This is a genomic window from Peribacillus sp. NPDC096448 (genome assembly GCF_044762675.1).
Classification (GTDB): Bacteria; Bacillota; Bacilli; order Bacillales; family DSM-1321; genus Peribacillus; species Peribacillus frigoritolerans_B.
Genome location: NZ_JBIWEU010000001.1, coordinates 527,122 through 551,552, shown reverse-complemented (window position 1 = coordinate 551,552; position 24,431 = coordinate 527,122). Strand labels below are relative to the sequence as shown.

Genomic DNA, 24,431 nt, shown 5'->3' with positions numbered 1-24,431 from the left:
GGAATATCAGCAAGGAATAAATCTTCCTGAACGGAAAAAGGGAGCCAGCCCTTTTAAAACTTTAACTGCTCCCTGTTCTTCATTTATAGTTCTTCCAGTTCAGATTGCTTTCACCCAATAGTTCTTCGAATGATTTATTCTTCTCCCGCCGCTTTCTTTCTTCACGTTTTTTTTCTTCTTCCGCTGCCCTTTTCTCTTGTTCAGCCTCATTAAGTTCTTTTTGCTTTTGACGAAGCTGGGACATGATATCTTGATTGATCATATCACCGAGTTTCAATGAAGATGAATCTTTATCTTGGTTTTTGCTTTGATTTTGTTTTCGCGGCTGTTTCTTTTTCATCCTTAAAACCTCCTGGCCATTTATGAAATTATTATATCATGACTGCCGTTTTCCTCATCATGGTTTTCAAACAGTGTTTTCCCTTTTCCCTCATGGTAAAATAAAGAAAATCAACCGAGGAGGACCTTTCATGAAGAAATGGTGGTTTACACTGGCTGGAATCCTATCGTATATCATCGGCGTCGGCATTTATTTTTCCAATCGGATCATGTACATGAAAAAGAAGGAAGATGATTTTATCCAGAATCGTGAAATCATGGCTAAACGCCTGATCACGGAGGATTTTGATAATCTGCCTAAATCGGAAATTTGGGTATCGTCACCATCAGGATATTCCTTGAAATGCTTGTTTATCGAACCGCATGACACCAAAAAGTGGGTGGTCATTTCTCATGGTGTGACGGAGAACAAAGTCAATTCGATCAAGTACATGAACATTTTTCTTAAGCGGGGCTTCAATGCGATCATTTATGACCACCGCCGGCATGGGGATTCCGGTGGCAAGACGAGCAGTTATGGACATTATGAAAAATTCGACCTGAAGGCCGTAATCGATGAATTGAAAAGACGTAAAGGTCCCGACCTTCATATTGGCATTCATGGAGAATCCATGGGGGCCGTAACCCTGCTTTTATATGCCGGAATGCTTGAAGATGGCGCTGATTTTTATATTGCCGACTGTCCATTTTCAAACTTCGAGGATCAGATCAAACACCAGCTCAAGCATGAAGTCCCATTTCCTTCTTGGACCGTGTTTCCGCTTGGGCGTACGTTCATCAAACTCCGTGACGGATATTGGACCAATGAAGTGTCCCCAATCGATTATATGAAAAATATCCGAAAACCCGTGCTTTTCATCCATAGTGAAAATGACAGTTTCATTCCCGCTTCCATGACAGCGGAATTATATGCAGCAAAAGAGGGCCCAAAGCAGCTGTACATCGCTAAAAAAGGGGCCCACGCTCAAGCTTATAATGAAAATCCAAAAGAATATGAAGATCAAATCGATCAGTTTCTAAAACTTGTCTGAGAAGAAAAGAGAGGGTATCCAAGATCCCCTCTTTTGCTTTTAGTTAGATTTTATTAAAAAAGCTCATCCTCGGATTTAAGATTTGATTCGGACTTTTTAATTGAAAGCTGTTCGCTTCCGGAACAAAGTCTATTTTCATGACTTCATCAAGAAAAATCATTTTTGATTTCTCAACATATAGCGGGATTCCGTTCGTTTCCACTTTTTCAGTACCTTCTTCAGGTTCGTTGACCCACCATAGCGCCGTCACACCACTTACCACGCAGCCACAGCCATCAGTATCATATTTCAACTGTAAATATCCTTCTTGTCCCTGTACCTTACCGGCTACTTTCTCAGCCGCTGTTTCCGTCCATTCAATATACATGATTGCTGCCTCCCGGTGTCTTTGCATTCCTCCATTATAAACGATAAAAACGTTTCTGTTAACGAAACTGCCTGCTTCCTTTTGCAAGATCAGCCCTCACGAAAATCACTTTCCTCATGGACCGTTCTAACCAATGCCGATTCTCTTATGCCACGTCGTTCCTTTCATCACGATGCCGTTTTGAAAATGAAAGGCTGTCCCTTGGGGAACAGCCCTTCCGCTCATCATTCCATTATCCTTACATCCGCTATATCGGAAAGCCTGATATAGTGAGCCTGCTCAAACCGATCAACGATATGAAGCTTTTGGGTAAGCTCATTATAATAATGGATCCTGCCGATTAACAGCTGATACCGGTTTCCTTCATAATGAGCAATCGTGACATCCTTTCTTTCCTCCATGGCTTCCCCCATCACCGCATTCATTTCTTCCAGTTGCTGTTCATCCAGGATGCGCTTCGTTTCATAGCCATCCTCCACCACCCAATCCCGCAGCATCTTCACATGTTCCGGCAACATCATCGATGTCCATTTGATACGGCCGCGATCACGAATCATTCTTTTTCCTCCTTTCAAAGTCAACCTTACGCCTTATGCCCGCCAAGCAGCTTGCTTCGGTAAACGGCTGTACCTGCCTCTGTATACGAAACTGCACGCAATAACGATTTGGCTCCATATTTGTGGCGGATTCGATCAACCGTGTAACTCAATTCCCGCTTCTTCCAGCGCGAAGCATCAAATAAAGTCAGCTGCATTTCGTTATCATCTACAATATTCGAGAGTCTGACCTCTATGCTTCGAACCGTTTTTTGCTTATAGTTCTCATGAAAAAGCTCCAGGCAAACTTTATATAACTCCAGCGTAATGTTGATCGGCTCGTTAATCGAACGCGAACGATGGAAACCTCCGCCAAACTCATCCTTGCTGTAACCAATGCCTAGGCTCACCGTCCTTCCTGCCTTACGATGGGTGCGTGCCCTTCTTCCAACTTCTTCGCAAATTTCCAGCATGACCTGCTTTATCTCATGTTCCTCCTTATAATCCCGCAGCAGGATTTGACTTTTGCCGAAGCTGACCTGCCCTTCGATGATCGCTGCCCCCATATCGGATAAATCTATTCCCCAGGCATGGTGGTAAAGCTGATTGCCCATAATTCCAAACTTCGCTTCAAGTAATTCAAGATCATAATTGGCAAGCTGCCCAACCGTAAATATGCCCATTCCATGAAGGGTTTTTTCTACGCGCCTGCCGATCCCCCACATTTCACGCAGCGGGGAAATCGGCCAAAGTTTGCTTGGTACATCCTCATACTTCCATTCCGCAATCCCTTTATGTTTGGCTTCCAAATCAAGGCAAAGTTTTGCCATAAGCATGTTCGGTCCAATTCCAATGGCACAGGGGAGCTGTAATTCCCGTTCAATTTCATCTTTTATCTTTTCAGCTATCATGCGGGCATCTCCCCATAAAGAAGCGGCACCATCGACTTTCACAAAACTTTCGTCCACACTATATACGTGAATCGCTTCTTTGGGCACATAACGGTTGAACAATCGGGTGATTTCCGTCGAGACCCTTAAATAAGTCGCCATTTTAGGTTCAACGACGACAATCCTCGGATCATTCGGAATCTCGAACATCCGCGAACCTGTCTTGATGCCAAATTCCTTCTTCATCTTTGGAGAAGCCGCAAGCACAATGCTCCCTGTCCTCTTCAAATCACCAACCACCGCCAGATAACAATCAAGCGGGTCCAGCCCAAGCATGACCGCTGAACAGCTTGCATAAAAACTTTTCATATCGATACACATAATTGATTGTTTCGGCATCGTCCCATAATCCATCATTTCTTCACCCTAACAAGAATATACGTTCGCTTTATTATATTCATAACTCTAACCGAATATACGTTCTTATTCAATGGAAGTTTTCATACAAATTTCTACTTTTTATTGTAATTTCCTTGAAAAATATAATAGATACTAAAAATGGGTGAAATTCCAAATTTAAACTCAGTATCCAAATAGTTTTTTTGAAAAAGATCAATTGGTAGCTTGAATAATACCCAATAGGTCCATATACTCAGTTTTTTAAAATTCCCTCACCCTTTTCAACAGGCTTTCGTCTATTTAAAATCCAGTCTTAATGCTCATTTTTTGTAATGAAAATGTAACGAAAATTATGTCTAATTGTCATAATGGTATTGTAGGATAATATTGTTAAGAAATAATAGAAAGATAGATAGAGAGGAAATGAAAATTATGAAGAAATGGATCGCTTCAGCTGCTGTTGCATCTGCCATGATGCTAACCCCACTGCAAGCCTTTGCCAATATTGGAGACCAAACCCTCAGACCCGGAATGACACATAGTGATGTCAAACAACTACAACAACTATTAAAAACCAAAGGTTATTTCACATATTCAGGTTCACTGACTACATATTACGGCACCTATTCTGTATCCGCAGTGAAAAAATTCCAAAAAGCAAAAGGGTTGACTGCCGACGGAATTGCCGGCCGCAACACATTTAATGCGCTTGGTGTTTATAATGTCAATAATACTAGCTTGATCAGCTATGCAAAAACCTTAATAGGCAAACCCTACAAATGGGGCGGAACAACACCAACTGGATTTGACTGCTCAGGCTTCGTCTATTACGTATTCCAGAAATCACAAGGGATTACCTTACCGCGTACAACATCCTTGCTCTATTCCAATACGGGTTTAAAAGTATCTTCACCAGCTAAGGGTGATCTTGTATTCTTTGATACTTCTTCTGGAAGAACAGGAGTATCCCATGTTGGGATCTATATCGGAAATGGTCAATTCATCAGTGCTACGTCTTCTAAAGGAATAACCATCACGGATATGGATAATTCTTATTGGAAACCAAAATATTTAGGTGCAAAAACTTTATAAAATCCAGTGATATCCCATAAAACAACCGGACAGAATTCGAAGTGAATCAGTCCGGTTGTTTTATTTTATATATAAGATTTCATCCGTTAAATGCTCAACTGTCACAATGAATGAAGAATCCAAGTTGGAACGATTCATCATTTCGATATTATAAACATGCTCTGAGGGTAAATGGACGACTTCGAGAACCATGAATCGCTGGCTTTCCGCTTTGCTGACATGATCGAGAGCAGCAGTGACCGCCCTTTGTTCGGCTAAGCTGTTTTCATCTGTCAAAACAAGAATCATTTTTGCTTCCGCTTTCCCAGGAAATGATTTCTTCACCCCGCCCCGGTGCCATGGTTTCACTTTCATCCCGATTTCCAGGTCGGAATAATCGAGGTCATTACCATGTTGATCTTGAATATATGTATCATTGGTCACCTTATAGTACGTCCCTTTAATCAAAACCCTTTTATCGTCAAGATCCGTAATGAAACCTTGTTCCCCTTTATCAATGGGTTCATCCATGTTCCAATCGGGGGATTGACAGCTACCCAGAATAAAGGCGACGAATATATATATATAAAGGTTTACAATCATCTTCATGAAAATCCCTCCTAATAGAAATAGACGGATTCCCCATGAAATAGTTACCAATTCAAATGAAAACTTCGGTTATTTCAAGAAAGGGGAATGTCATCGACATTCCCCTTTACCTAATATTAGACCATCTTTGACCTGTCCGGTATCGAAAGTCTAGCCTACTTTTTAAAAAATGCTTTTTTTCCTAATGTTTCGGTGATCTTCGGAAACATGTTATACCATTTCCCAGCTAAATTCATCCAGCCAGGGAGATTGATTTCCCTCTTATTGGTCAGCATCGCCGCTACGATTTTAGCAGCGACATCTCCAGGCTTAAGCATGAATTTTTCAACGTTCTTTAAGTATGCACCTGATTCATCCGCAATGTTAAAGAAATTCGTTTCTATAGGGCCAGGATTGACGGTGGTCACAAAAACATGATCTTCCATCAGCTCGAGCCGAAGTGCGTTTGAATAGCCAAGAACTGCGAACTTGGTAGAAGAGTACAATGTTGATTTAGGAGTGGCGATTTTACCGGCCTGTGAAGCGATATTGATGATATGCCCCGATTTTCTCTGCTTCATATACGGTAAAACCAGCTTTGTGCAGGCCATTAGCCCAATGACGTTGACAGCAAACATTGCTTTCGTTTCATTTAATTCCGTATCCTGCGCTTCTTTAAACGTGCCGAAACCCGCATTGTTGACCAACACATCCACTTCACCTATTTGCTCATGGATGTCATTAAAAACATTTGTCACCTGATCAGTGTCTGCAACGTCAAGCTTATAGACATATGCATCAATCCCATATTGGGTGATCAGTTCATTCTTTAACAGAAGTAATTTATCCATGCTTCTGGCCAAGAGGACGAGACGTCCTCCCTGTTTTGCACTTTGAATGGCAACTTCCTTGCCAATCCCTCCGGAAGCACCGGTAATAACAATAACTTTACCTTGCAACTTATTCAAAAAAAGCGGCCTCCTTACGAACATTAAGCGATTGAATACAGAATGACCCCTGATTGGATTTCTGTTTGAACTTCACCCAAGTCTTCTAAATAGTCCAGCTGACCGACCGTTTCCGAAAGTGTCAGTCCCACTTCCTGAAGGTATACTTTCGGAAACAGCTGCTGACACACTTCAAAGGCAGATAAAGGCTTATCTTGAAGCATGCCTTTCACCTGCATGGCACGGTTATGCTGCCGCTCGAATCTATATTGAATCAAGTCGGCAACCGCATCTCCTTCCACTTCAGATCCATGTCCGGAGTAAACTGTGGATATGGGAAAATCCAATAATTTCTGAAGTGATGCATTATATTGCAGTAACGGACGAGGCCTCATGCCTCCGGGAAGTAAAGGTGGTTCCATTAATGGGTTAGGTGAAATCTTGGCAAGCAAGTGATCGCCAGCGATCATGATCCCGTCACTTTCCCGGTAAAAGGATAAATGGCTTTGCGCATGACCCGGAGTCTCGATCACTTTCCAGCCTGGAAGACCAGGAAGCTCATCTCCCTCAGCCAAATATCCATGCAGCTTCCGTTCACTAAGGAAACCGATTTCGTCTCGGTTATGGATCAGTTTATTTTTCAGCTCTTCTGCCACTCCGAACTTTTTGGCATAATCAAGGAAAAAACGATTATGGGTTTCAAGAAAATCATCACTGATAGTAAGCCAGCGCTGATTGTTTTTGTGTCCATAAACCGGGATTTCCTTTTCAAAGAAATCGAGTGCACCAGCATGGTCGGGATGATGATGTGTTAAAATGATTTGTTCGATATCAGTCAGTTTCAGACCTAAATCCCCAAGCCCGTTAGTCAAGACTTCCTTTGATCGTTTTGTTTTCACTCCAGTATCGATTAACGTTAAAGCATCCCCTTTAACTACATAAACATTCACATCACCCACTGCAAACGGCGTGGGCAAAGCAATTTTTGCAATATCTCCATTCCAATTCGCCATAATCTTTTCCACCTTAGAATAATTATATTTATATAAATCTTTTTATACGCTAACCAGGATTCTAAGTATAGTTATCATGTATAATTACCATTTTACATGTATTTTTAATTACTGTCATTATTTTCACATAATTCATGTCTATTTTTTATCGTCCATGCATATATTATCATTGACAGAGTACTGATATATCCTTCATAATCACAAGTAATTAAAGACGGCATGGCTTTGATTAAGGCCAAGTAAATTATTGATGGCGTAAAGAGAGTGAAGCTCGGAAAGTGCTGAAAGGCTTCATCGCCCCCTCATTATTGAACCTACCTTATGAGCCTTCAGGAAAACCTGACGTAATTCCCGCGTTAGAGGATTCAAGTGCAGCTTTTCTGTTTATTTATTACGGAAAGGTTGAACAAAGGTGGTACCACGGAAGCTAGACCTTTCGTCCTTTATTGGATGAGGGGTCTTTTTGTTTTTCAAAAAAAGGCCGAAAATTTAAAAGAAAAAGGAGCGGGAAATATGAAAAAAATCGCGTTTATCGGAGCTGGATCGATGGCAGAGGCAATCATTTCGGGGCTGGTGACCCAACAGGTAATTGAACCAGAAAATATTTTTGTAACCAATAAATCAAATGATGATCGGTTCGTTTATTTAAAGGACCAATATGGTGTTACTGCAACAAGATCGCTGCAGCTATTAGTACAGGATGCAGACCTTGTCGTACTGGCGGTGAAACCGAAAGATATTTTAGAAACGATGCAATCAATAAAAGAATACATCCGTGAAGAAATGCAGTTCATTTCCGTTGTTGCCGGTGTTCATACAACTAGCTTGGAAGGAATCGCCAACAAGCGGTTTTCGATCGTCCGTGCCATGCCTAATACATCAGCAGCTGTAGGAAAATCAGCAACGGCCCTTGCGGCTAACTGTCATACGAAAGACTCGCAATTACAAACGGCGATTACCCTTTTTGAAACGGTAGGTACGGTGGCAGTGGTCGATGAAACCCAGCTAGATGCGGTAACAGGCTTATCAGGCAGCGGTCCTGCTTATATTTATTACTTGGTCGAGGCATTGGAAAAATCGGCAGAAAAAATAGGTCTCGATTCCGAAACCGCTAAGCAATTGATTCTTCAGACACTTATGGGCGCAGCCGACATGTTACAGAAATCACCTAAAACGCCTGCCGTACTAAGAAAGGAAGTAACTTCACCAGGCGGAACGACTGAAGCAGGTCTGAAAGCACTACAAGCACATCAAGTGGAAGATGCATTCATTGCCTGTGTACAAGAAGCGACAGAGCAATCGAAGCGAATGGGCAATCAAATAAGTAAAGAACTAGCCAAATATGTAGTTTCGCAGTAGCCGTAAGATGATGACCGGCTGTTGCCTGGCACTGCTACGGCATGGCCAGGCAACAGCCCTTTTTATGTTCCAGACATCTTATAAAGGGTAAACCTTCTGAAGTGAGCGTTACTTTATAATCAGCATATCATTTTCATCGAAACTCCAATCCTTCGAATACGCAACCTCCCAATAGTAACCATCAGGGTCTGAAAAATATCCGCTGTATCCTCCCCAAAAAACATCCTGAGGTGATTTCTCGATTATTCCCCCAGACTTTTCAGCCTTGTTGATCACTTCATCCACTTCTTCAATCGATTTAGCATTATAAGCGAGCGTAAGACCCGGGAAACCATTTTTCTTAGGCGGTTCTATCTCATTAATGTCTTTTGCCAGTTCCTCTAAAGGATACAAAGCAAGCTTCGTTCCGGCTTTATTTAAAAAAAACGATTGCGGGATCGTCCTCTTTAATCAATGTACGGAATCCCAACCCGTCCCGGTAAAACCTTAATGATTCAGTAATATCCCTGACACCTAAAGTTATAATGTTGATCCTGTTCATGCTAGCCCTCCTTCTTCCATGTTTTAAGGGTAAATTCGACATCTGGATCACTTTTCCCTTTTTAGCTTGATTGAGCATCATCCACACCATAACAAATGCTTCTAAAAGAATTTGCAAAAAGCTTCACAGGGGATTCCACCTTGGATTGCTCCTCATGCAAATTACGTAGGAATTCCACTTTCTTTGCCGAATGAATACATGTTTTGTCATCTGTAAAGGAATTCCCCCATACTTATCGAATTCAAAACCAAAAGGGGGAATCTCGATGAATACAAGTGCAGTTGCCCGGTTACTGAATGTTTCCCATAGTACGATTCAACGCTGGGTCACCCAATTGAACATGGAAGTAGAACGGAATCAGCTTGGCCACTACCAGTTTTCGGATGAAGACATTGCATTATTGAGAAAAGTTCAAGATCAGCTGAACGAGGGCATCATTCTCCAAAAAGTCAGCATCTCAGAGAATAAGATTAGAAAAGCAACCATCCAGAAACACTCCGAACCGAATAAAGAACATGATCAACTGCTTGAACGGGTCATCAGGCTTGAAAATGGCCTGAAAACAAAAGCGGACGATGTTGTATCCTATCAGCTTTTACAGCACAGAAGTGAAATGGAAGAAATGCACAAACTCGTTAAGAAACTCGAAGCCCGTATCGAAGCGTTAGAAACACCAACGGGTCAGCACTTTGATTATTACCTCGCGGCTGAAGAAGCTGCTGCCACTAAAAAGACGAAAAAAAGGCCATTCATAAAAATGATTTTTGGAAACAGAAAGAACGATAGTTCATCATGGAGCACAGCCGACAGCGATTGACATCTTTTATCAAGATCGTTCATGAGCACCCCGCGATAACCATTTTAGTTATGCAAAGCATTTCTTCAGTAATAGGACCTGATATTTATTAATTACCCCAAAACAAAAGGCCCTGACCCAAATCTCACCTGGGTCGGGCCTTTTTCATCATCTTAAATCAACACTGCACGGTCATTGATCATTTTTTCGCCTTTGATGCGTTGGAATTCGTTAAGCAGTTTTTCGACAGTTAACTTCTGCTTTTCAGCGCCTCTGGCTTCAAAAATGATCTGACCCTTATCCATCATGATCAGGGAATTTCCAAGATCGATTGCCTGCTGCATATTATGAGTCACCATCAACGTCGTTAATTGGTTCTTTTCGACGATTTCCTTCGTCAGGTTTGTAACAAGCTCTGCCCGCGAAGGATCAAGCGCTGCAGTATGTTCATCAAGAAGCAGGATTTTAGGATCGGTGAAGGTCGCCATCAGCAATGATAGTGCCTGACGCTCCCCCCCTGACAATAATCCCACTTTTGCAGTCATCCGGTTTTCCAAGCCTAAATGAAGGGTGCCCAAACAATCTTTAAAAAGTTCTTTCCGTTTCTTTGTCACCCCAAAGCCTAAACCTCTTCTATTGGTTCTGCCATAGGCAATTGCCATATTTTCTTCAATCGTCATATGCGGTGCCGTACCCAGCATGGGATCCTGAAAAACGCGTCCAATCATTTTTGCACGGGCATGTTCTTCAATGGCCGATACGTTTTCACCATCGATGATGACTTCACCGGCATCAGGGAGAATCTTACCGGAAATCATATTCATCAAAGTCGATTTACCTGCTCCATTACTTCCGATGACTGTTACAAATTCGCCTTTTGTCATCTGTAATTCCAGATTTCCAAGAGCTAGCTTTTCATCTGGTGTTCCCTCATTGAACACTTTATAAATCTGATTTAACCGAAGCATATTCTTCCCTCCCTTTCGGTAAAGTGCCATCATGACGCATCTGTATTTCTTTAAGCCGCCTTTTCTTCCGGTTTTTTTCCTTTTGTTTATCGGAAATTTTTGGAATGACAAGTGCCCCGACCACAATAAGTGCCGTAATTAATTTAACATCCCCTGTTTCAAGGAATTCAACGCGAAGTGCCAAGGTTACGACGATTCGGTAAATGATCGCCCCTCCAATGACCGCAAGCGTCGCACGTGCAATCGTTTTTGCACCAAATAGAGCCTCACCGATTATGACGGATGCCAATCCGATGACAATGATTCCAATCCCCATGCCTATATCGCTAAAACCGTTATATTGGGCAACCAAGGATCCCGAAAAAGCAACAAGTGCATTTCCGATTGCTAGTCCGAGAATCTTCATGTTGCCGGTATGGGCGGAAAAACTCTTGACCATGGCTTCATTATCACCAGTCGCCCGTAAGGCTAGACCAATTTCCGTTTTTAAAAAAGCTGACATTCCTGCTTGGATGACTACAGCCACAATAAGCATAACGATTAATATGGCCCATGTTTTTGGCAGGCTGTCACCGAGACCCACGAATGATAAAAGACCATTCAACAAATTGTCCAGCCCGGTGCCAGCCCAGGCATCCTGGATATTCGTGATAATGGTTGTTTGGGAAAGCAACGGAATGTTTGATGCACCCATGATCCTCAAATTTATCGAGTAAAGCGCAATCATCATTAAGATACCTGCCAAGAGAGGATTGATCTTCCCTTTCGTATGCAGGAACCCCGTTATCGTCCCAGCGATGAACCCTGCCACCATGGCACTCAACGTGGCAACGATCGGCGAGTAACCGTTAACGATCATAATCGCGGCAACAGAGGCCCCTGTCACAAAACTGCCTTCCACTGTCATATCCGGGAAGTCGAGAATCCTGAATGTTAAATAGACACCAAGTGCCATGATCGCATAAATCATTCCCGACTCAAAAGAGTTGAATAAGGCTGAGAACATTTTTTTCTTCCTTCCCCGAACAAAAGCAGAGTTTATTTTACAAACTCAGCATCTGCTTTCCATTCTTCTTTTATTTCAACACCCATATCTTTTGCTGCTTTTTCATTGATGACCAATTTCAGTTTTTGTGGATATTGAACCGGGATATCTCCAGGTTTTTTACCATCCTTCAGGATTTCAACCGCTTTTTGCCCCGCTTCATAACCAATATCATAGTAACTGAAGCCATATGCTGCAAAACCGCCCGCATTCACGGAATCAAGCTCGCCGACAAACAATGGGATATCTTGATCTTTCGCCACGGAAATGACCGATTCCAGTGCCGAGACAACCGTATTATCAGTAATGATATAGAAAGCATCCGCTTTTCCGATTAATGATTCCGTTGCTTGCTTAACATCCGCTGAAGTCGAGACGGATGCTTCCACGACTTTCAATCCAGCTTTTTTCGCTTCCGCTTTCACATTTTTTATTTGGACGACTGAATTTTGCTCCCCTGTGTTATAAACCGTTCCAATCGTCTTGGCGCCAAGCTCTTCCGCTAGGAATTTCATTGACTTTGCAATGGCTTCAGGATGGGAATCCGTCGTACCCGTCACATTTCCGCCTGGTTTTTCCAATGAAGTGACAAGCTCCCCCGCTACAGGATCGGTAACCGATGTAAAGACGATCGGAATATCCTTGGTCGCATTTAAAGCACTTAGGGCACTAGGAGTCGAATTCGCAAATATCAGATCCACTTTATCCCCAACGAAGTTATTGGCAATCGTTTGACTGTTGTTTTGGTCACCCTGTGCAATTTGAAGATCATATTTCGCATTGATGTCATTATCCTTCAACGCCGCCTGGAAGCCTTCGTATGCTTGATCCAGGGAATCATGCTGAACGATTTGTGTTACCCCAATGTTTAATGTATCCTTTCCGCTTTCATCCTTTGCCGCATCTTTTTCCTTTTCATTTCCACACCCAGCCAATAATAAACCTGCGACCAATGTCATAGCTGCAGTTGAATATAATTTCTTTTTCATATTTTCCCCCCGCTTTTTCCTTATTTAAAATAATGTTTTACTAACGGTGCCAGCTTTTTTCGCTTTTATGTCCTAAATTATAATCGTTTAGTCCCAATTATTCCAATATATTTTTTAACTTTTTAGAATTTTTTGAGTTCTAAATGTAAAACATGAAAAAAGCTGCTGTGAAAGGTATGGTATCTTTCACAGCAGCTTTTTGAAAAATCAATGTTCGACAACCTGGCTGACAATTTCGGTAACTGTAGCACGATCAATTTTTTCTTTGCCTTCTTTTAAGGCTTTCAATGTGGCTTTTGCCAATTCCAAGGGTATTTTACAGAATTGGGTGATCTCTTTCGTTTCAATCTCTCCAATGTACGCATCGGCTAATGCAAGATTACGCTCCGTATGGGCAAGCATCTCGTCGAAACCCCAGCCATCCGGATAAAAATTCACACCACGTTCTGCATCTTCCTCACGGTTACGCAGGATATTGACCGTTTGGAGTCCGCGACCAAATGCGATGGCAAGTTCACGGTCCGTTTCGGTTCCATCGTACCAGTTCCACATATCGGAGAGCATGACCCCCACTAAACCTGCAACATAATAAGTGTAATCATCGAGTTCCTCTTCATTATGGATTTGCCAGTCCTTAGTAACCCATTTTGCCATGCCTTCGGCCATTTCCTTTGTTGACTCCAAGACTTTGTCTTTTGCACCAGGGGGACAAAATTCAACCCAGTCCGAAAGAAAAAGGGTCACCTCGGGCAGATCATCCTTATATGGTTCAAATAACTTTTGAAGATCTTCTTCCTTGAAATTCGCATCCGGCAGCTCACTAAGGACCTGTAACAGGGAAACCTTAATATCTGCAGGAAGACCTGGGTGGTCCTCGATCTCATCGATGGCGCGCATGCAAAGGTATGCAGCTCCAACAGCCTCTTGCAATCCCTTTGGAAGATAGCTGATTGGAATGAAAAAAGTCCGGCTTGTTTTCAGGAGAAAATCCATTGCTTTAGTATGTAGGTCACTTTTGTCAGTCATATTTACACTCCTTTAAATATCCAATGAACAATTGATTAATTATATCAAACATTGGCTTTGATTTCAGCTGCCCGATTCCTCTGAATACAAAGGAACTTTAATTGCCATCAGATCTTCACCCATGATCGTATTTGCAAAGATCGCTTTGCTTTCCTCTTTTAGCCTCACAGCATCCTCTGGAGTATACCGTGAGCTGATATGCGTAAGGATTAGATGCTTAGCTCCCGCTTTCAAAGCCGTTTCTGCTGCCTGAATGGTGGTCGAATGATAATAAGCTGATGCCATTTCAGATTCTTCCGCTGAAAATGTAGCTTCATGAACAAGGTAATCCGCCGATTCAGCAAGAATGAGCGCATTGCTGCACATTCTTGTATCACCAAGAATCGTGATGATCCGGCCTTTTTGTGGAGCACTGATATAGTCCTTCCCATTTAATACACGGCCATCATCGAGACAGACCGTTTGTCCATTTTTCAATGCTTTAAAAAGAGGCCCCGGCTTCACTCCTTCAGACCGCAGCCGGTCGATCAGTAAGCTACCCGGACGATCTTTTTCCACAATCCGATAACCGATGCTGTAAATGCCATGATCAAGCGTCATGGCAGTCACTGTGAATTGTTCGTCCTCAAACACTGTGCCTTCTTCTATTTCGATTATTTCCAAGGGATATTTTAAATGAGTTCCACTCACCTGTAAGCTCGTCTTAATAAATGAATCTATGCCATGTGGACCATATACGGTCAATTTATCGACTCCGCCCTGAAAAGATCTGCTGCTTAAAAAACCAGGCAGTCCGAAGATGTGGTCACCATGTAAATGGGTGATGAAGATCTTTTCAACCTTTCGCGGTTTGACCGCCGTTTTTAATATTTGATGCTGTGTCGCTTCCCCACAATCGAATAACCAAACCGTCCCTCGTTCTTCCAATAATTGAAGGGCGATTGATGTCACATTACGCGCTTTGGCCGGAACGCCAGCGCCTGTACCCAATAAAACGAAATCCACGATACTACCTCCGTTGCAAATACTTTATGACTTAACTATAGCATAACCAAGGTGCTCTTTCATTTATGACCCATTAAAACCGAAAGCAAATTAAACTTTTAATGAAATATGAGAAAAAATGCGCAAATTGATTGCTTTGAGGGAAAGCTAAACGTAAAATTAGAAATTGGTACACATACGGGAATTCCAACTTTATAGACAGATTTAACGGAAAGTTGAGGTTTTAACATGACAGAAAACAATAAACCCACAGCATTGATCATGATTTTTGGTGCTACCGGAGATTTAGCGAAAAGGAAATTGTTTCCTTCCATATATCGACTATTTCAAAAAGAGAAAATCAATAAGTTCGCGGTCGTCGGAGTGGCAAGGAGGCCATTGACGAACGAGGAGTTCCAAACAAGTGTCAAGGACTCGATTCTCACGTTCGGACATGCGGAAGAAAAGGTCGACGAATTCATTTCCCATTTCCATTATCACTCCCATGACGTCTCAAGTTCAGAATCGTACTTGCAATTAAAAGACATTGCCGAACAATTAGACGGTCAATATCAATTAGATGGAAACAGGATCTTCTATTTGGCGATGGCACCCGAGTTTTTCGGAACGATTGCCGAACAGATTAAAGCTCAAGGCCTGAGTGACACGGATGGATATAAGCGCCTGGTCATCGAGAAGCCATTTGGACACAGTTTCGAAACAGCACAAAAATTGAATGAGCAGATTCGGACTGCATTCGCTGAAGATGAAATCTACCGCATCGATCATTATTTAGGTAAAGAAATGGTCCAAAATATCGAGGTCATCCGTTTTTCCAATGCCCTATTCGAGCCGCTTTGGAATAACAGATATATATCCAACATCCAGGTTACTTCAAGCGAAACACTTGGCGTTGAAGAACGCGGACGTTATTATGAAACCAGCGGTGCCCTAAGGGATATGGTCCAAAACCATCTTCTGCAAATGGTGGCCTTGCTTGCCATGGAACCCCCGATCGCTTTGACGACAGAAGAGATTCGAAGCGAAAAAGTGCGGGCATTGCGTTCACTTCGACCAATGAAAGTAGACGAAGTCAATCAATACTTCGTCCGTGGCCAATATGGTGAAGGAACGATAGATGGACAAACACTTCCGGCCTACCGCAATGAACATAACGTAAATCCCGAATCCAACACTGAGACGTATGTTGCGGGTAAATTGATGATTGATAACTTCCGTTGGGCCGGTGTTCCTTTTTATATCCGTACCGGTAAGAGAATGGATGTCAAATCAACGAATATCGTTGTTCAATTCAAAGATATCCCCATGAATCTGTATTATAAAACGGAAGAAACGCTGAACCCGAATCTTCTCGTCATCAATATCCAGCCTGACGAAGGTATCACATTGTACTTAAATGTTAAGAAATCAGGGACGACATCCAATACAAAGCCAATGAAGCTGACCGTCTCGAACAAAGGGATCGAACACATCAATTCTCCCGAGGCATATGAAAAATTATTGTTTGACAGCATGCGCGGGGATGCTACAAACTTTACGCACTGGGACGAGGTTGCCCTCTCATGGAAGTTCGTCGATACGATTTCCAATGCATGGGAAAATACTAAAGACGAGTCTTTCCCTAACTATGAGGCGGGATCCACAGGTCCACTTGCATCCGATGAACTCCTTGCCGAAGATGGACATATTTGGTGGCAAGTCAAGAAAAACGAAAATAATGAATGAAATGAAAAAGGGATGCAGATTTGAATCTGCATCCCTCCTTCATTCATGAAACACTCTTCCTTAGCAATTTATTCCGGATAATATGAAACATTTCCTTGGACTTGGATATCCCTTCCTCTTTTTCCGAATTGATCCAAAATGAAACACCGGATTCTAAGGCAATGAAAAATAAAAAAATGGCTACAGCCCACCAGATGATGAACATAAAGTCCTCCGCTCCTTTTCTCTCTTTCTGCCTACTGTATCCTACGGTCCGTCCATCTCTTTCAATGTTTATATTCCTTTTTCCACAGGTGCTTAAACCTAAAAAAGCAAGGATGAATGCCATACATCATACTACATTTCCCCTAAAAAAGGTAAATTAATTGGAACTATTTACAACTAGTTCATTCTCACCATTTTTCCCCTTATCTAAAAAGAATGGTAAGCCCTTGAGGTTACACTAAAAAAGGCCCTTAGTGACAGTATCGCTAACTTCGATGTGGAGGGATTAAACGATGGACATTCGTGAAGGATTAATTCCAACAGCCTTGGGCACAGCCGTGACAGCTGCGGGTTATGCAATGAAGCAGACCCGGGGCTCATACAAAATGGTAGCTAATACGGTTTTTGGTTTCGGTTTGGCACATGTTGCATTAGGGGGCATTGACCTTGTAGAGCATCGGAGATAGAAAAAAGCCGGTTTAAAAGGGAACCCCTTTTAAGCCGGCTTGAACTTTTATTTTTCCATCCATTCAGTATGGAACGTTCCTTCTTTATCAATGCGTTGGTAAGTATGGGCTCCAAAATAGTCACGCTGAGCTTGAATCAGGTTAGCTGGCAGCGTTTCTGTACGATAGCTGTCGAAATAGGCAAGTGCCGATGACAAGCAAGGAACCGGGATTCCGTTCATCACAGCCGTTGACACTACCTCACGCAAAGCTCCTTGATAGCTTTCGACGATCCCTTGGAAGTAAGGATCTAGTAGAAGGTTGTTCAAGTTCGCTTCACGATCGTACGCTTCCTTGATTTTTTGGAGGAATTGTGCACGAATGATACATCCACCACGGAAAATCATCGCGATTTCCCCATATTGCAAGTTCCAGTCATTTTCTTCTGATGCTGCTTTCATTTGTGCAAATCCTTGTGCATATGAACAGATTTTGCTCATATAAAGTGCTTTTCGGATACTTTCAATCAAAGCCTTTTTGTCGCCTGTAAATGATTCAGCTTTTGGACCACGGAGGATTTTACTCGCTTCGACACGCTCGTCCTTGATTGCTGAAATAAACCGGGCAAACACGGATTCCGTAATGATTGGAAGCGGAACACCAAGATCAAGCGCACTTTGACTTGTCCATTTCCCTGTACCTTTTTGGCCAGCTTTATCTAAAATGACATCGACCATCGGCTTGCCGGTTTCTTCATCATATTTTTTGAAAATATCAGCAGTAATTTCAATCAAATAACTATCAAGTTCCCCTTCATTCCATTCAGAGAAGACTTCATGGAATTCTTCAGCAGATAGTCCAAGGAGATTTTTCAGAAGGAAATAAGATTCGGAAATCAATTGCATGTCCCCGTATTCAATACCATTATGTACCATTTTCACATAATGACCTGCCCCATCCGGTCCGATATACGTGCAGCAAGCATCACCATCGACCTTAGCTGAAATGTCCTTCAAGATCGGTGCAACAAGTTCATATGCTTCTTTTTGACCTCCAGGCATGATGGAAGGACCTGTTAGAGCTCCTTCTTCGCCCCCTGACACGCCTGTACCGATGAAATGGATGCCAAGCTTGCTTAGTTCCTCATTTCGGCGCTGAGTGTCCTTGAAGAAGGTATTCCCTCCATCAATAACGATATCACCTTTATCAAGCAACGGTTTTAATTGCTCGATTGTTGCATCCGTTGCCGCTCCGGCTTTAACCATCAATAAAATTTTGCGTGGTGTTTCCAAGGAATTGACGAATTCTTCAAGCGTATAAGCGGCTGTTACGTTTTTGCCTTCCGCTTCCTTCATCATTTCGTCCGTTTTTGATCCTGAGCGATTATATACGGAAATTGAATATCCCCTGCTTTCAATATTAAACGCAAGGTTCTTGCCCATTACGGCTAATCCGATAACGCCAATCTGCTGTTTTGTCATGATTCATCTTTCCCTTCTCTATATCTTTACACAGCTTGTACGCTATTCTTTGTCAAAAGAAGGATCATTCCTCCTGGATTGCTCAAAGAAATCTTTGCTGAAGCTAGTGTCTGTTCCAATTGAACGGTTTTTCAAGGGTAATCCCTTTTTAATAATATTTTCTCCGTACTTATTTTGCAAGTGTTCCATCGCTTCATACAGGGGTTCTTTTTCTGCATCCTCTTGAAAGGAGAAAATATCCAGTTGCTTGAAGGCCGATTCTTTTTCGATGACATCATAGGCAGTGACACCAAGAAGCCTGATTCCTTCCCCATTCCAATTTTTCATGAAGAGATCGATAGCTCCATCCAAAATATCCTTTTTTTCAATAACCGGATTTGGGACCGTTCTGCTTCTCGTTATTGTGCGACGGTCTTTGTAACGAATCGTCACACCTATTTTTTGACCAAGTAGCCGTTTATTTCTCAAGCGGACGGCAACTTTCCCTGAAAGCTTTTCCAATACACCGAGCAGTTCTTTTTGATTGGTGGAGTCATGCGGAAGAGTTGTCGAGTTTCCAATGCTCTTATGCTCAAAAATCGCTTCGGGATCCACTACCCTTGGGTCGATTCCATTAGCCCTATCTTTCAAACGGATGCCATTGATCCCAAGAAGCTGTTTAAGTTGACTATCATTTGCGTGTGCAAGGTCCCTGATCGTCATTATCCCGATAGTTTGAAGCTTTTCCGATGTCTTATCCCCGATGCCATGCATTTCGCCCACTTGTAAAGGCCAGAGCTTTTCCGAAATGTCCCGTTTCCTTAACACGGTGATACCCATTGGTTTCTTCATATCGGAAGCAGTTTTGGCCAAAAATTTATTAGGGGCAATCCCGATGCTGCAAGGAAGATCCATCGTATTAAAAATTCTTTCCTGAATGCTATTGGCAATATCTAAAGGCGAACCCAATCCGGCGCATTCACTGATATCCAGATACCCCTCATCAATCGAAACCGGTTCAACCATCTCTGTATATTGCCTCAAAACATCGAAAATAGCCAGTGATGCCTTTCGATAGCGCTCGAAATTCGGTTTCTGAATGACTAATTGAGGACATAGTTTTTTCGCCTGCCAAATCGGCATGGTCGTTTTAACCCCGAACTTCCTCGCCTCATAGCTGCAGGTGACGATTATGCCCCTTCTCTCTTCAACATTGCCTGCAATGGCAAGCGGTTTGCCTTTCAATGAAACATCATATGACATTTCCACTGAAGCATAGAAACTATTCATGTCTACATGGAGAATGACCCTGCCATTTTTGGGATACATGTCCTTCATGCTTGACCGTCACATCCTTGTAAAAATAAAAAACACCGAAAAATAGGGGCAATAAAAAAACACATTTCTATTAAGGTACCCCTATTTATCTTTGGTAACCGCGGTGAAAGATGCATCCACTCCAAGAAAAACAGCCATCATGTCATTGATGACTGCACATATATTCCTTCAATACTTTGTTGAACACCTTGCCTATTATGGGGGGTTATTCCCCTGATACTTCTTTGATGATAGTGACGACCATTTCAGCTAGCTTCGTTAATTCCTCAACTGGAATTCTTTCATTCGTAGTATGGATATCTTCATAGCCCACTGCGAGGTTGACAGTAGGGATGCCAAAGCCTGCAATGACATTTGCATCGCTTCCTCCGCCGCTTTTTACCAGCTCGCATGGACGGCCGATTTTCTCTGCTGCCTTTCTTGCGATTTCGACTACATGATCACCAGCACCATATTTAAAACCAGGATACATGACGTTAACTTCAACTTCAGCTCGTCCGCCCATTTCAATGGCTGCAGTCTCGAAAGCCTCTTTCATTTTCGCTACCTGTATTTCCATTTTTTCAGGAATCAAGGATCTTGCTTCTGCAAGGATTTCAACATGGTCACAAACAATATTGGTTTGCTGCCCCCCCTGGAAACGTCCGATATTGGCTGTCGTTTCCTCATCGATTCTGCCTAATGGCATTCTAGAGATTGCTTTGGCAGCGATCGTAATGGCCGAAACGCCTTTCTCAGGAGCGACACCAGCGTGAGCAGTCTTGCCTAAAATGGTTGCTGACACTTTCGCCTGAGTAGGTGCAGCAACAACCACATTGCCCACTTTTCCATCACTATCAAGTGCAAAACCGAATTTAGCCGTTACAAGTGAGCGATCCAATGCCTTTGCCCCTACCAAGCCAGATTCTTCACCGACAGTTATGATGAATTCGATTGTTCCATGTTCGATATTCTGTTCTTTCAATACTTTAAGCGTTTCTAACATTACCGCTAATCCAGCTTTGTCATCCGCCCCTAAAATGGTCGTTCCGTCTGACACTATGTATCCATCTTTGATGGAAGGCTTGATTCCATTACCTGGTACAACCGTATCCATATGGGAGGTGAAATAAATGGTATCTACGCCTTCTTTCATTCCTTTTAAAGTACATACTAAATTCCCTGCACCATGACCGGTGACTGCTGTTGTATCATCTTCAAAAACTTCTACACCCAGTGCCCCGAATTTTTCTTTCAGCACTTTGGCGATGGCTGCTTCATTTTTCGTTTCGGAATCAATCTGCACCAATTCCATAAATTCATTAACTAAACGTTCTTCATTAATCATAAAATAAAACCTCCAAAAAAGTTTTCCTCTTTAATTATACTTCTAAAAGCGGCGCCCCGGCAAATAATGTGGCATGCTGATCCTAAAGGCGGTATTAAAAAGTGAATGATGACTTGTAAATGTTTTCTTTCAAAATGATATCTTCCCCCAGTATGGAAAAGAGCCCAAAACAGATCGTTTGGGCTCCTTGCAATGTTTGATCACAACGGGATATTTCCGTGCTTTTTCCATGGTCGAGTTTCTTTTTTGTTGCGTAGCATATCAAGAGATTGAATGATCTTAATCCTGGTTTCACGGGGATCAATAACATCATCCACCATTCCAAGACTTGCGGCAACATATGGATTGGCGAACTTCTCACGGTATTCTTCAATTTTAGCTGCCCGTGTCGCTTCCGGATCTTGGCTATTTTGAATTTCACGGGCAAAAATGATATTTGCCGCTCCAGCAGAACCCATTACAGCAATTTCAGCATTCGGCCATGCAAACGTAAGATCCGCACCAATGGATTTACTATTAAGAGCCACGTAAGCTCCTCCGTATGCTTTACGCAATATGATCGTCAATTTTGGTACTGTTGCTTCCGAATAAGCATATAGCAGCTTTGCACCGTGGCGAATGATCCCGCCATGTTCTTGTTTAACGCCCGGGAAAAAACCTGAAACATCTTCAAACGTAATAAGCGGAATGTTAAACGAGTCACAAAAACGAATAAAACGGGCAGCCTTATCTGATGAATCAATATCAAGTCCCCCTGCCAACACCTTTGGCTGGTTACAGACAAGCCCCACTGATTTCCCTTTGATCCGCGCCAAGCCGACCACTATGTTTTTCGCAAAGCCCTCTTGGACTTCCATAAAGGAATCCTCATCGACAACTTGCTCCAATACTTTCCGAACATCATATGGACGGATCCCTTCATAAGGGACTACATCCGTTAAGTCCGGCCGGTAGTCATCTCCATCATCCGCTTCCAAAACCGGCGGCTTCTCTTCATTATTTTGTGGAAGATAGCTCAGGAGACGTCTAACGTCCGCCAATACTTGCTCCTCTGATGCTCCTTTGAAATGAGCATTACCGCTAATGGTATTATGTACAGTAGCTCCGCCCAATCCTTCGGAAGAAATCTTCTCACCTGTAACCGTTTCAATGACTTTAGGACCTGTTATGAACATTTGGCTCGTTTTTTCAACCATGAAGACAAAGTCGGTTATTGCCGGGGAATATACAGCTCCGCCTGCGCAAGGTCCCATAATAACCGAAATCTGTGGAATGACCCCTGAATAAATGGAATTCCGGTAAAATATTTGGCCATATCCGTCAAGCGAAACTACGCCTTCTTGAATACGCGCCCCACCAGAATCGTTCAAACCTATGAAAGGGGCTCCATTTTCCGCTGCCAAATCCATAACATTGGCAATTTTCAGAGCATGCATTTCACCGAGAGCACCGCCAAAAACAGTAAAATCCTGTGAAAACAGATAAATGTCGCGGCCGTTGACCTTTCCGTAACCGGTGACAACCCCTTCTCCCGGCCCTTCTTCCTTTTCCATGCCAAAATTGGTATTACGGTGTTTGATAAAAGGATTAAGCTCGATGAAAGTACCTGGATCAACTAAAAGTTCAATTCTTTCCCTTGCAGTGAGTTTGCCCTTTTCATGCTGCTTATCGATTCTTTCTTCACCGCCGCCCATTTCCACTTTGCGGCGTCTGTCATATAGGTCATTGATCGTATCATATATGTCTGTCATTTCTGTTCCTCCTTTGATAATGCTTGTTCACATAGCTCATATAATACTCCCGCGGTAGACTTCGGATGAACGAAAGCAACATCCGCATTGTGCGCTCCCTTTCTTGATGAATCATCAATCATGCGCAATCCAGCTTCTTTGATTTCTTTTATTCTATCTTCGATGTCATCGACGCCAAGTGCCACATGATGAATCCCTTCACCGCGTTTTTCGATGAATTTGGCGATTGGGCTTGCAGGTGACAACGCTTCCAACAACTCCAAACGGGTATTGCCTGCCAGGATGAAGGCCACTTTCACTCCTTGGCTCTCCACTGTCTCGATTCCTTCAAGTTTCAATTTCAACGTTTCCGTATAAAGCGGCAAGGCTTCATCCAGTGACCTGACGGCAATACCGATATGATCGATATTTTTAATCATCATAAAAACCCCCATGCTATGTATTATTGGAAGACTCCATTAAAATACTACTAATCTTGCATTAAAGCCTTTTAAGATTCGGAATAATATGAACATTATACTTTTACTTGTTTCTACTAAATGTTCAAGTTAAAATAAAATCAATTAAACTGTATTAAGGGAGAGAGCATATGGGAAACAAGAAAATCAGAAAGATCGTCGTGTATTTAATGCTTATCTCAATGTTATTAACGAGCTTATTATCAGGTATCGCATTTCTTTTGTAATAGACACCGTATTGGGGAGGGGAGCAAAAAGCTTCCCTCTCTTTATTTTATCGCTCCGTTTTTCTTTGCCAACGTTTTGAAATCCTCGTTCGATATGGTGAACAACACCTTAGTGCCGATGGGGACTTTTTCGTACAAACGCTCCACATCGGATTTATGCATCCGTACACAGCCATTTGAAATATATTTCCCAATCGATGATGGCTGATTCGTACCATGTATGCCGTAAATCCTCCCATCGGTATTTCGTGCATCGAATCCAATCCACCGCGACCCCAAAGGGTTCCTTGGATCGCCGCCAGGAATATTCTTTTTCCGGTAATATGGATTGACCGCTTTTACTTTGACCGTGAAAATCCCTTCTGGTGTCAGTTCCTGACTCTTTCCGGTACCGACCGGCAGAATCTCCTTGACCTCGTTATCATCAATGAACGCCATTTTATTGTTGGCTTTATTGATGATGATAAACGGATCGCCAGGCATAACCGATTGAGGCTGGGCCTGTACCTGTAAAGGCCACAAAGATAGCATAAGCAACAAAGAAAGGATCCATTTCATTTGTATCAATTCCTTTACTTTTTGCTT

26 protein-coding genes and 1 pseudogene are annotated in these 24,431 nt (G+C 42.5%); 7 read left to right on the top strand and 20 right to left on the bottom strand.

Annotated elements, in window-relative coordinates; translation table 11 throughout:
* Positions 1-79 precede the first annotated feature (79 nt).
* Positions 80-340, bottom strand: a complete 261-nt coding sequence (locus tag ACIQ0C_RS02635) for a YqkE family protein (RefSeq protein ID WP_402834955.1) — start codon at positions 338-340, stop codon at positions 80-82.
* A 130-nt stretch (positions 341-470) separates the two neighbouring features.
* Between ACIQ0C_RS02635 and ACIQ0C_RS02630 the strand changes: the two genes are divergently transcribed.
* Positions 471-1,370, top strand: coding sequence for an alpha/beta hydrolase (locus ACIQ0C_RS02630; RefSeq protein ID WP_403056613.1), 900 nt, complete (start codon positions 471-473; stop codon positions 1,368-1,370).
* A gap of 43 nt (positions 1,371-1,413) precedes the next feature.
* On the opposite strand, the gene ACIQ0C_RS02625 is transcribed toward ACIQ0C_RS02630, so the two are convergent.
* The 3 genes from ACIQ0C_RS02625 to ACIQ0C_RS02615 form a co-directional block, all read right to left on the bottom strand.
* Positions 1,414-1,737 (bottom strand): iron-sulfur cluster biosynthesis family protein, encoded by a 324-nt coding sequence (locus ACIQ0C_RS02625; protein WP_402834957.1) that lies wholly within the window; start codon positions 1,735-1,737, stop codon positions 1,414-1,416.
* 224 nt (positions 1,738-1,961) lie between these two features.
* Positions 1,962-2,294 carry a YolD-like family protein gene (locus ACIQ0C_RS02620; RefSeq protein ID WP_054400243.1) on the bottom strand — a complete coding sequence of 111 codons (333 nt, stop codon included), beginning with the start codon at positions 2,292-2,294 and terminating at the stop codon, positions 1,962-1,964.
* 26 nt (positions 2,295-2,320) lie between these two features.
* Positions 2,321-3,580, bottom strand: coding sequence for a Y-family DNA polymerase (locus ACIQ0C_RS02615; protein ID WP_403056609.1), 1,260 nt, complete (start codon positions 3,578-3,580; stop codon positions 2,321-2,323).
* A 414-nt stretch (positions 3,581-3,994) separates the two neighbouring features.
* On the opposite strand from ACIQ0C_RS02615, the gene ACIQ0C_RS02610 reads away from it, so the two are divergent.
* The gene (locus tag ACIQ0C_RS02610; protein ID WP_034308187.1) at positions 3,995-4,654 is read left to right on the top strand and encodes a C40 family peptidase; all 660 of its coding nucleotides are present in this window, start codon (positions 3,995-3,997) and stop codon (positions 4,652-4,654) included.
* Between the two features lie 60 nt (positions 4,655-4,714).
* On the opposite strand, the gene ACIQ0C_RS02605 is transcribed toward ACIQ0C_RS02610, so the two are convergent.
* The 3 genes from ACIQ0C_RS02605 to ACIQ0C_RS02595 all read right to left on the bottom strand — a co-directional run bounded on the left by ACIQ0C_RS02605 (position 4,715) and on the right by ACIQ0C_RS02595 (position 7,181).
* Positions 4,715-5,242: a hypothetical protein gene (locus ACIQ0C_RS02605; RefSeq protein WP_403056606.1), complete on the bottom strand. Its 528-nt coding sequence runs from the start codon at positions 5,240-5,242 to the stop codon at positions 4,715-4,717.
* 155 nt (positions 5,243-5,397) lie between these two features.
* Positions 5,398-6,189 (bottom strand): SDR family NAD(P)-dependent oxidoreductase, encoded by a 792-nt coding sequence (locus ACIQ0C_RS02600; RefSeq protein WP_403056603.1) that lies wholly within the window; start codon positions 6,187-6,189, stop codon positions 5,398-5,400.
* Positions 6,190-6,212: 23 nt separating this feature from the next.
* Positions 6,213-7,181, bottom strand: a complete 969-nt coding sequence (locus tag ACIQ0C_RS02595) for an MBL fold metallo-hydrolase (RefSeq protein WP_403056600.1) — start codon at positions 7,179-7,181, stop codon at positions 6,213-6,215.
* A 513-nt stretch (positions 7,182-7,694) separates the two neighbouring features.
* Here ACIQ0C_RS02595 and proC point away from each other — a divergent pair.
* A complete protein-coding gene (gene proC, locus ACIQ0C_RS02590) occupies positions 7,695-8,540 on the top strand; it encodes a pyrroline-5-carboxylate reductase (RefSeq protein WP_402834963.1) in 846 nt (281 codons plus the stop codon).
* Positions 8,541-8,648: 108 nt separating this feature from the next.
* Here proC and ACIQ0C_RS02585 read toward each other — a convergent pair.
* A pseudogene (locus ACIQ0C_RS02585) lies at positions 8,649-9,081 on the bottom strand (VOC family protein).
* A gap of 265 nt (positions 9,082-9,346) precedes the next feature.
* Here ACIQ0C_RS02585 and ACIQ0C_RS02580 point away from each other — a divergent pair.
* Entirely contained in the window at positions 9,347-9,898 is a 552-nt protein-coding gene (locus ACIQ0C_RS02580) for a MerR family transcriptional regulator (RefSeq protein ID WP_402834965.1), read from the top strand.
* Between the two features lie 152 nt (positions 9,899-10,050).
* Here ACIQ0C_RS02580 and ACIQ0C_RS02575 read toward each other — a convergent pair whose 3' ends face one another.
* The 5 genes from ACIQ0C_RS02575 to rnz all read right to left on the bottom strand — a co-directional run bounded on the left by ACIQ0C_RS02575 (position 10,051) and on the right by rnz (position 14,910).
* Positions 10,051-10,845: an ABC transporter ATP-binding protein gene (locus ACIQ0C_RS02575; protein ID WP_403056597.1), complete on the bottom strand. Its 795-nt coding sequence runs from the start codon at positions 10,843-10,845 to the stop codon at positions 10,051-10,053.
* Positions 10,820-11,851: an ABC transporter permease gene (locus ACIQ0C_RS02570; RefSeq protein WP_054400237.1), complete on the bottom strand. Its 1,032-nt coding sequence runs from the start codon at positions 11,849-11,851 to the stop codon at positions 10,820-10,822. Before ACIQ0C_RS02570 ends, ACIQ0C_RS02575 begins: the two co-directional genes overlap by 26 nt.
* A 32-nt stretch (positions 11,852-11,883) precedes the next feature.
* Positions 11,884-12,879 carry an ABC transporter substrate-binding protein gene (locus tag ACIQ0C_RS02565; protein ID WP_403056593.1) on the bottom strand — a complete coding sequence of 332 codons (996 nt, stop codon included), beginning with the start codon at positions 12,877-12,879 and terminating at the stop codon, positions 11,884-11,886.
* A gap of 207 nt (positions 12,880-13,086) precedes the next feature.
* The gene (locus ACIQ0C_RS02560; protein WP_403056590.1) at positions 13,087-13,905 is read right to left on the bottom strand and encodes a squalene/phytoene synthase family protein; all 819 of its coding nucleotides are present in this window, start codon (positions 13,903-13,905) and stop codon (positions 13,087-13,089) included.
* A gap of 63 nt (positions 13,906-13,968) precedes the next feature.
* Positions 13,969-14,910, bottom strand: a complete 942-nt coding sequence (gene rnz / locus ACIQ0C_RS02555) for a ribonuclease Z (protein ID WP_403056587.1) — start codon at positions 14,908-14,910, stop codon at positions 13,969-13,971.
* Between the two features lie 228 nt (positions 14,911-15,138).
* Between rnz and zwf the strand changes: the two genes are divergently transcribed.
* Positions 15,139-16,635, top strand: a complete 1,497-nt coding sequence (zwf, locus tag ACIQ0C_RS02550) for a glucose-6-phosphate dehydrogenase (protein WP_403056584.1) — start codon at positions 15,139-15,141, stop codon at positions 16,633-16,635.
* 43 nt (positions 16,636-16,678) lie between these two features.
* On the opposite strand, the gene ACIQ0C_RS02545 is transcribed toward zwf, so the two are convergent.
* Complete coding sequence (locus ACIQ0C_RS02545) at positions 16,679-16,840, bottom strand: hypothetical protein (RefSeq protein WP_403056581.1); 162 nt, start codon at positions 16,838-16,840, stop codon at positions 16,679-16,681.
* 292 nt (positions 16,841-17,132) lie between these two features.
* Between ACIQ0C_RS02545 and ACIQ0C_RS02540 the strand changes: the two genes are divergently transcribed.
* A complete protein-coding gene (locus ACIQ0C_RS02540; protein ID WP_403056578.1) occupies positions 17,133-17,306 on the top strand; it encodes an asparagine synthase in 174 nt (57 codons plus the stop codon).
* Between the two features lie 47 nt (positions 17,307-17,353).
* On the opposite strand, the gene gndA is transcribed toward ACIQ0C_RS02540, so the two are convergent.
* From gndA to mce, 5 genes are all read right to left on the bottom strand, one after another.
* Positions 17,354-18,766: an NADP-dependent phosphogluconate dehydrogenase gene (gndA, locus tag ACIQ0C_RS02535; protein WP_403056575.1), complete on the bottom strand. Its 1,413-nt coding sequence runs from the start codon at positions 18,764-18,766 to the stop codon at positions 17,354-17,356.
* A 42-nt stretch (positions 18,767-18,808) separates the two neighbouring features.
* A complete protein-coding gene (locus tag ACIQ0C_RS02530; protein WP_403056572.1) occupies positions 18,809-20,083 on the bottom strand; it encodes a DNA polymerase IV in 1,275 nt (424 codons plus the stop codon).
* A 205-nt stretch (positions 20,084-20,288) separates the two neighbouring features.
* Positions 20,289-21,410: a tripeptidase T gene (locus tag ACIQ0C_RS02525; RefSeq protein ID WP_387597827.1), complete on the bottom strand. Its 1,122-nt coding sequence runs from the start codon at positions 21,408-21,410 to the stop codon at positions 20,289-20,291.
* Positions 21,411-21,610: 200 nt separating this feature from the next.
* On the bottom strand, positions 21,611-23,161 hold the full coding sequence (locus ACIQ0C_RS02520) for an acyl-CoA carboxylase subunit beta (protein ID WP_402834976.1): 1,551 nt from the start codon (positions 23,159-23,161) through the stop codon (positions 21,611-21,613).
* The gene (gene mce / locus ACIQ0C_RS02515; protein ID WP_403056569.1) at positions 23,158-23,583 is read right to left on the bottom strand and encodes a methylmalonyl-CoA epimerase; all 426 of its coding nucleotides are present in this window, start codon (positions 23,581-23,583) and stop codon (positions 23,158-23,160) included. Before mce ends, ACIQ0C_RS02520 begins: the two co-directional genes overlap by 4 nt.
* 167 nt (positions 23,584-23,750) lie before the next feature.
* Here mce and prli42 point away from each other — a divergent pair, with 167 nt between their 5' ends.
* Positions 23,751-23,846, top strand: a complete 96-nt coding sequence (gene prli42, locus ACIQ0C_RS02510; RefSeq protein WP_155726463.1) for a stressosome-associated protein Prli42 — start codon at positions 23,751-23,753, stop codon at positions 23,844-23,846.
* A 42-nt stretch (positions 23,847-23,888) separates the two neighbouring features.
* Here the strand turns inward: prli42 and ACIQ0C_RS02505 are convergent, their stop codons facing one another.
* Entirely contained in the window at positions 23,889-24,404 is a 516-nt protein-coding gene (locus ACIQ0C_RS02505; RefSeq protein ID WP_403056566.1) for a L,D-transpeptidase, read from the bottom strand.
* Positions 24,405-24,431: the final 27 nt, after the last annotated feature.

What these genes read in the sequence shown, in the direction of transcription:
- proC (WP_402834963.1), top strand. Translation starts at nt 7,695, where the DNA reads ATGAAAAAAATCGCGTTTATCGGAGCTGGATCGATGGCAGAGGCAATC.
- ACIQ0C_RS02575 (WP_403056597.1), bottom strand. Translation starts at nt 10,845, where the DNA reads ATGCTTCGGTTAAATCAGATTTATAAAGTGTTCAATGAGGGAACACCA.
- ACIQ0C_RS02580 (WP_402834965.1), top strand. Translation starts at nt 9,347, where the DNA reads ATGAATACAAGTGCAGTTGCCCGGTTACTGAATGTTTCCCATAGTACG.
- gndA (WP_403056575.1), bottom strand. Translation starts at nt 18,766, where the DNA reads ATGACAAAACAGCAGATTGGCGTTATCGGATTAGCCGTAATGGGCAAG.
- ACIQ0C_RS02635 (WP_402834955.1), bottom strand. Translation starts at nt 340, where the DNA reads ATGAAAAAGAAACAGCCGCGAAAACAAAATCAAAGCAAAAACCAAGAT.
- ACIQ0C_RS02605 (WP_403056606.1), bottom strand. Translation starts at nt 5,242, where the DNA reads ATGAAGATGATTGTAAACCTTTATATATATATATTCGTCGCCTTTATT.
- ACIQ0C_RS02505 (WP_403056566.1), bottom strand. Translation starts at nt 24,404, where the DNA reads ATGAAATGGATCCTTTCTTTGTTGCTTATGCTATCTTTGTGGCCTTTA.
- ACIQ0C_RS02525 (WP_387597827.1), bottom strand. Translation starts at nt 21,410, where the DNA reads ATGATTAATGAAGAACGTTTAGTTAATGAATTTATGGAATTGGTGCAG.
- ACIQ0C_RS02540 (WP_403056578.1), top strand. Translation starts at nt 17,133, where the DNA reads ATGGACATTCGTGAAGGATTAATTCCAACAGCCTTGGGCACAGCCGTG.
- ACIQ0C_RS02615 (WP_403056609.1), bottom strand. Translation starts at nt 3,580, where the DNA reads ATGATGGATTATGGGACGATGCCGAAACAATCAATTATGTGTATCGAT.
- ACIQ0C_RS02520 (WP_402834976.1), bottom strand. Translation starts at nt 23,161, where the DNA reads ATGACAGACATATATGATACGATCAATGACCTATATGACAGACGCCGC.
- ACIQ0C_RS02560 (WP_403056590.1), bottom strand. Translation starts at nt 13,905, where the DNA reads ATGACTGACAAAAGTGACCTACATACTAAAGCAATGGATTTTCTCCTG.
- ACIQ0C_RS02625 (WP_402834957.1), bottom strand. Translation starts at nt 1,737, where the DNA reads ATGTATATTGAATGGACGGAAACAGCGGCTGAGAAAGTAGCCGGTAAG.
- zwf (WP_403056584.1), top strand. Translation starts at nt 15,139, where the DNA reads ATGACAGAAAACAATAAACCCACAGCATTGATCATGATTTTTGGTGCT.
- ACIQ0C_RS02630 (WP_403056613.1), top strand. Translation starts at nt 471, where the DNA reads ATGAAGAAATGGTGGTTTACACTGGCTGGAATCCTATCGTATATCATC.
- prli42 (WP_155726463.1), top strand. Translation starts at nt 23,751, where the DNA reads ATGGGAAACAAGAAAATCAGAAAGATCGTCGTGTATTTAATGCTTATC.
- ACIQ0C_RS02530 (WP_403056572.1), bottom strand. Translation starts at nt 20,083, where the DNA reads ATGAAGGACATGTATCCCAAAAATGGCAGGGTCATTCTCCATGTAGAC.
- ACIQ0C_RS02620 (WP_054400243.1), bottom strand. Translation starts at nt 2,294, where the DNA reads ATGATTCGTGATCGCGGCCGTATCAAATGGACATCGATGATGTTGCCG.
- ACIQ0C_RS02545 (WP_403056581.1), bottom strand. Translation starts at nt 16,840, where the DNA reads ATGTTCATCATCTGGTGGGCTGTAGCCATTTTTTTATTTTTCATTGCC.
- ACIQ0C_RS02595 (WP_403056600.1), bottom strand. Translation starts at nt 7,181, where the DNA reads ATGGCGAATTGGAATGGAGATATTGCAAAAATTGCTTTGCCCACGCCG.
- mce (WP_403056569.1), bottom strand. Translation starts at nt 23,583, where the DNA reads ATGATGATTAAAAATATCGATCATATCGGTATTGCCGTCAGGTCACTG.
- ACIQ0C_RS02570 (WP_054400237.1), bottom strand. Translation starts at nt 11,851, where the DNA reads ATGTTCTCAGCCTTATTCAACTCTTTTGAGTCGGGAATGATTTATGCG.
- ACIQ0C_RS02610 (WP_034308187.1), top strand. Translation starts at nt 3,995, where the DNA reads ATGAAGAAATGGATCGCTTCAGCTGCTGTTGCATCTGCCATGATGCTA.
- ACIQ0C_RS02565 (WP_403056593.1), bottom strand. Translation starts at nt 12,879, where the DNA reads ATGAAAAAGAAATTATATTCAACTGCAGCTATGACATTGGTCGCAGGT.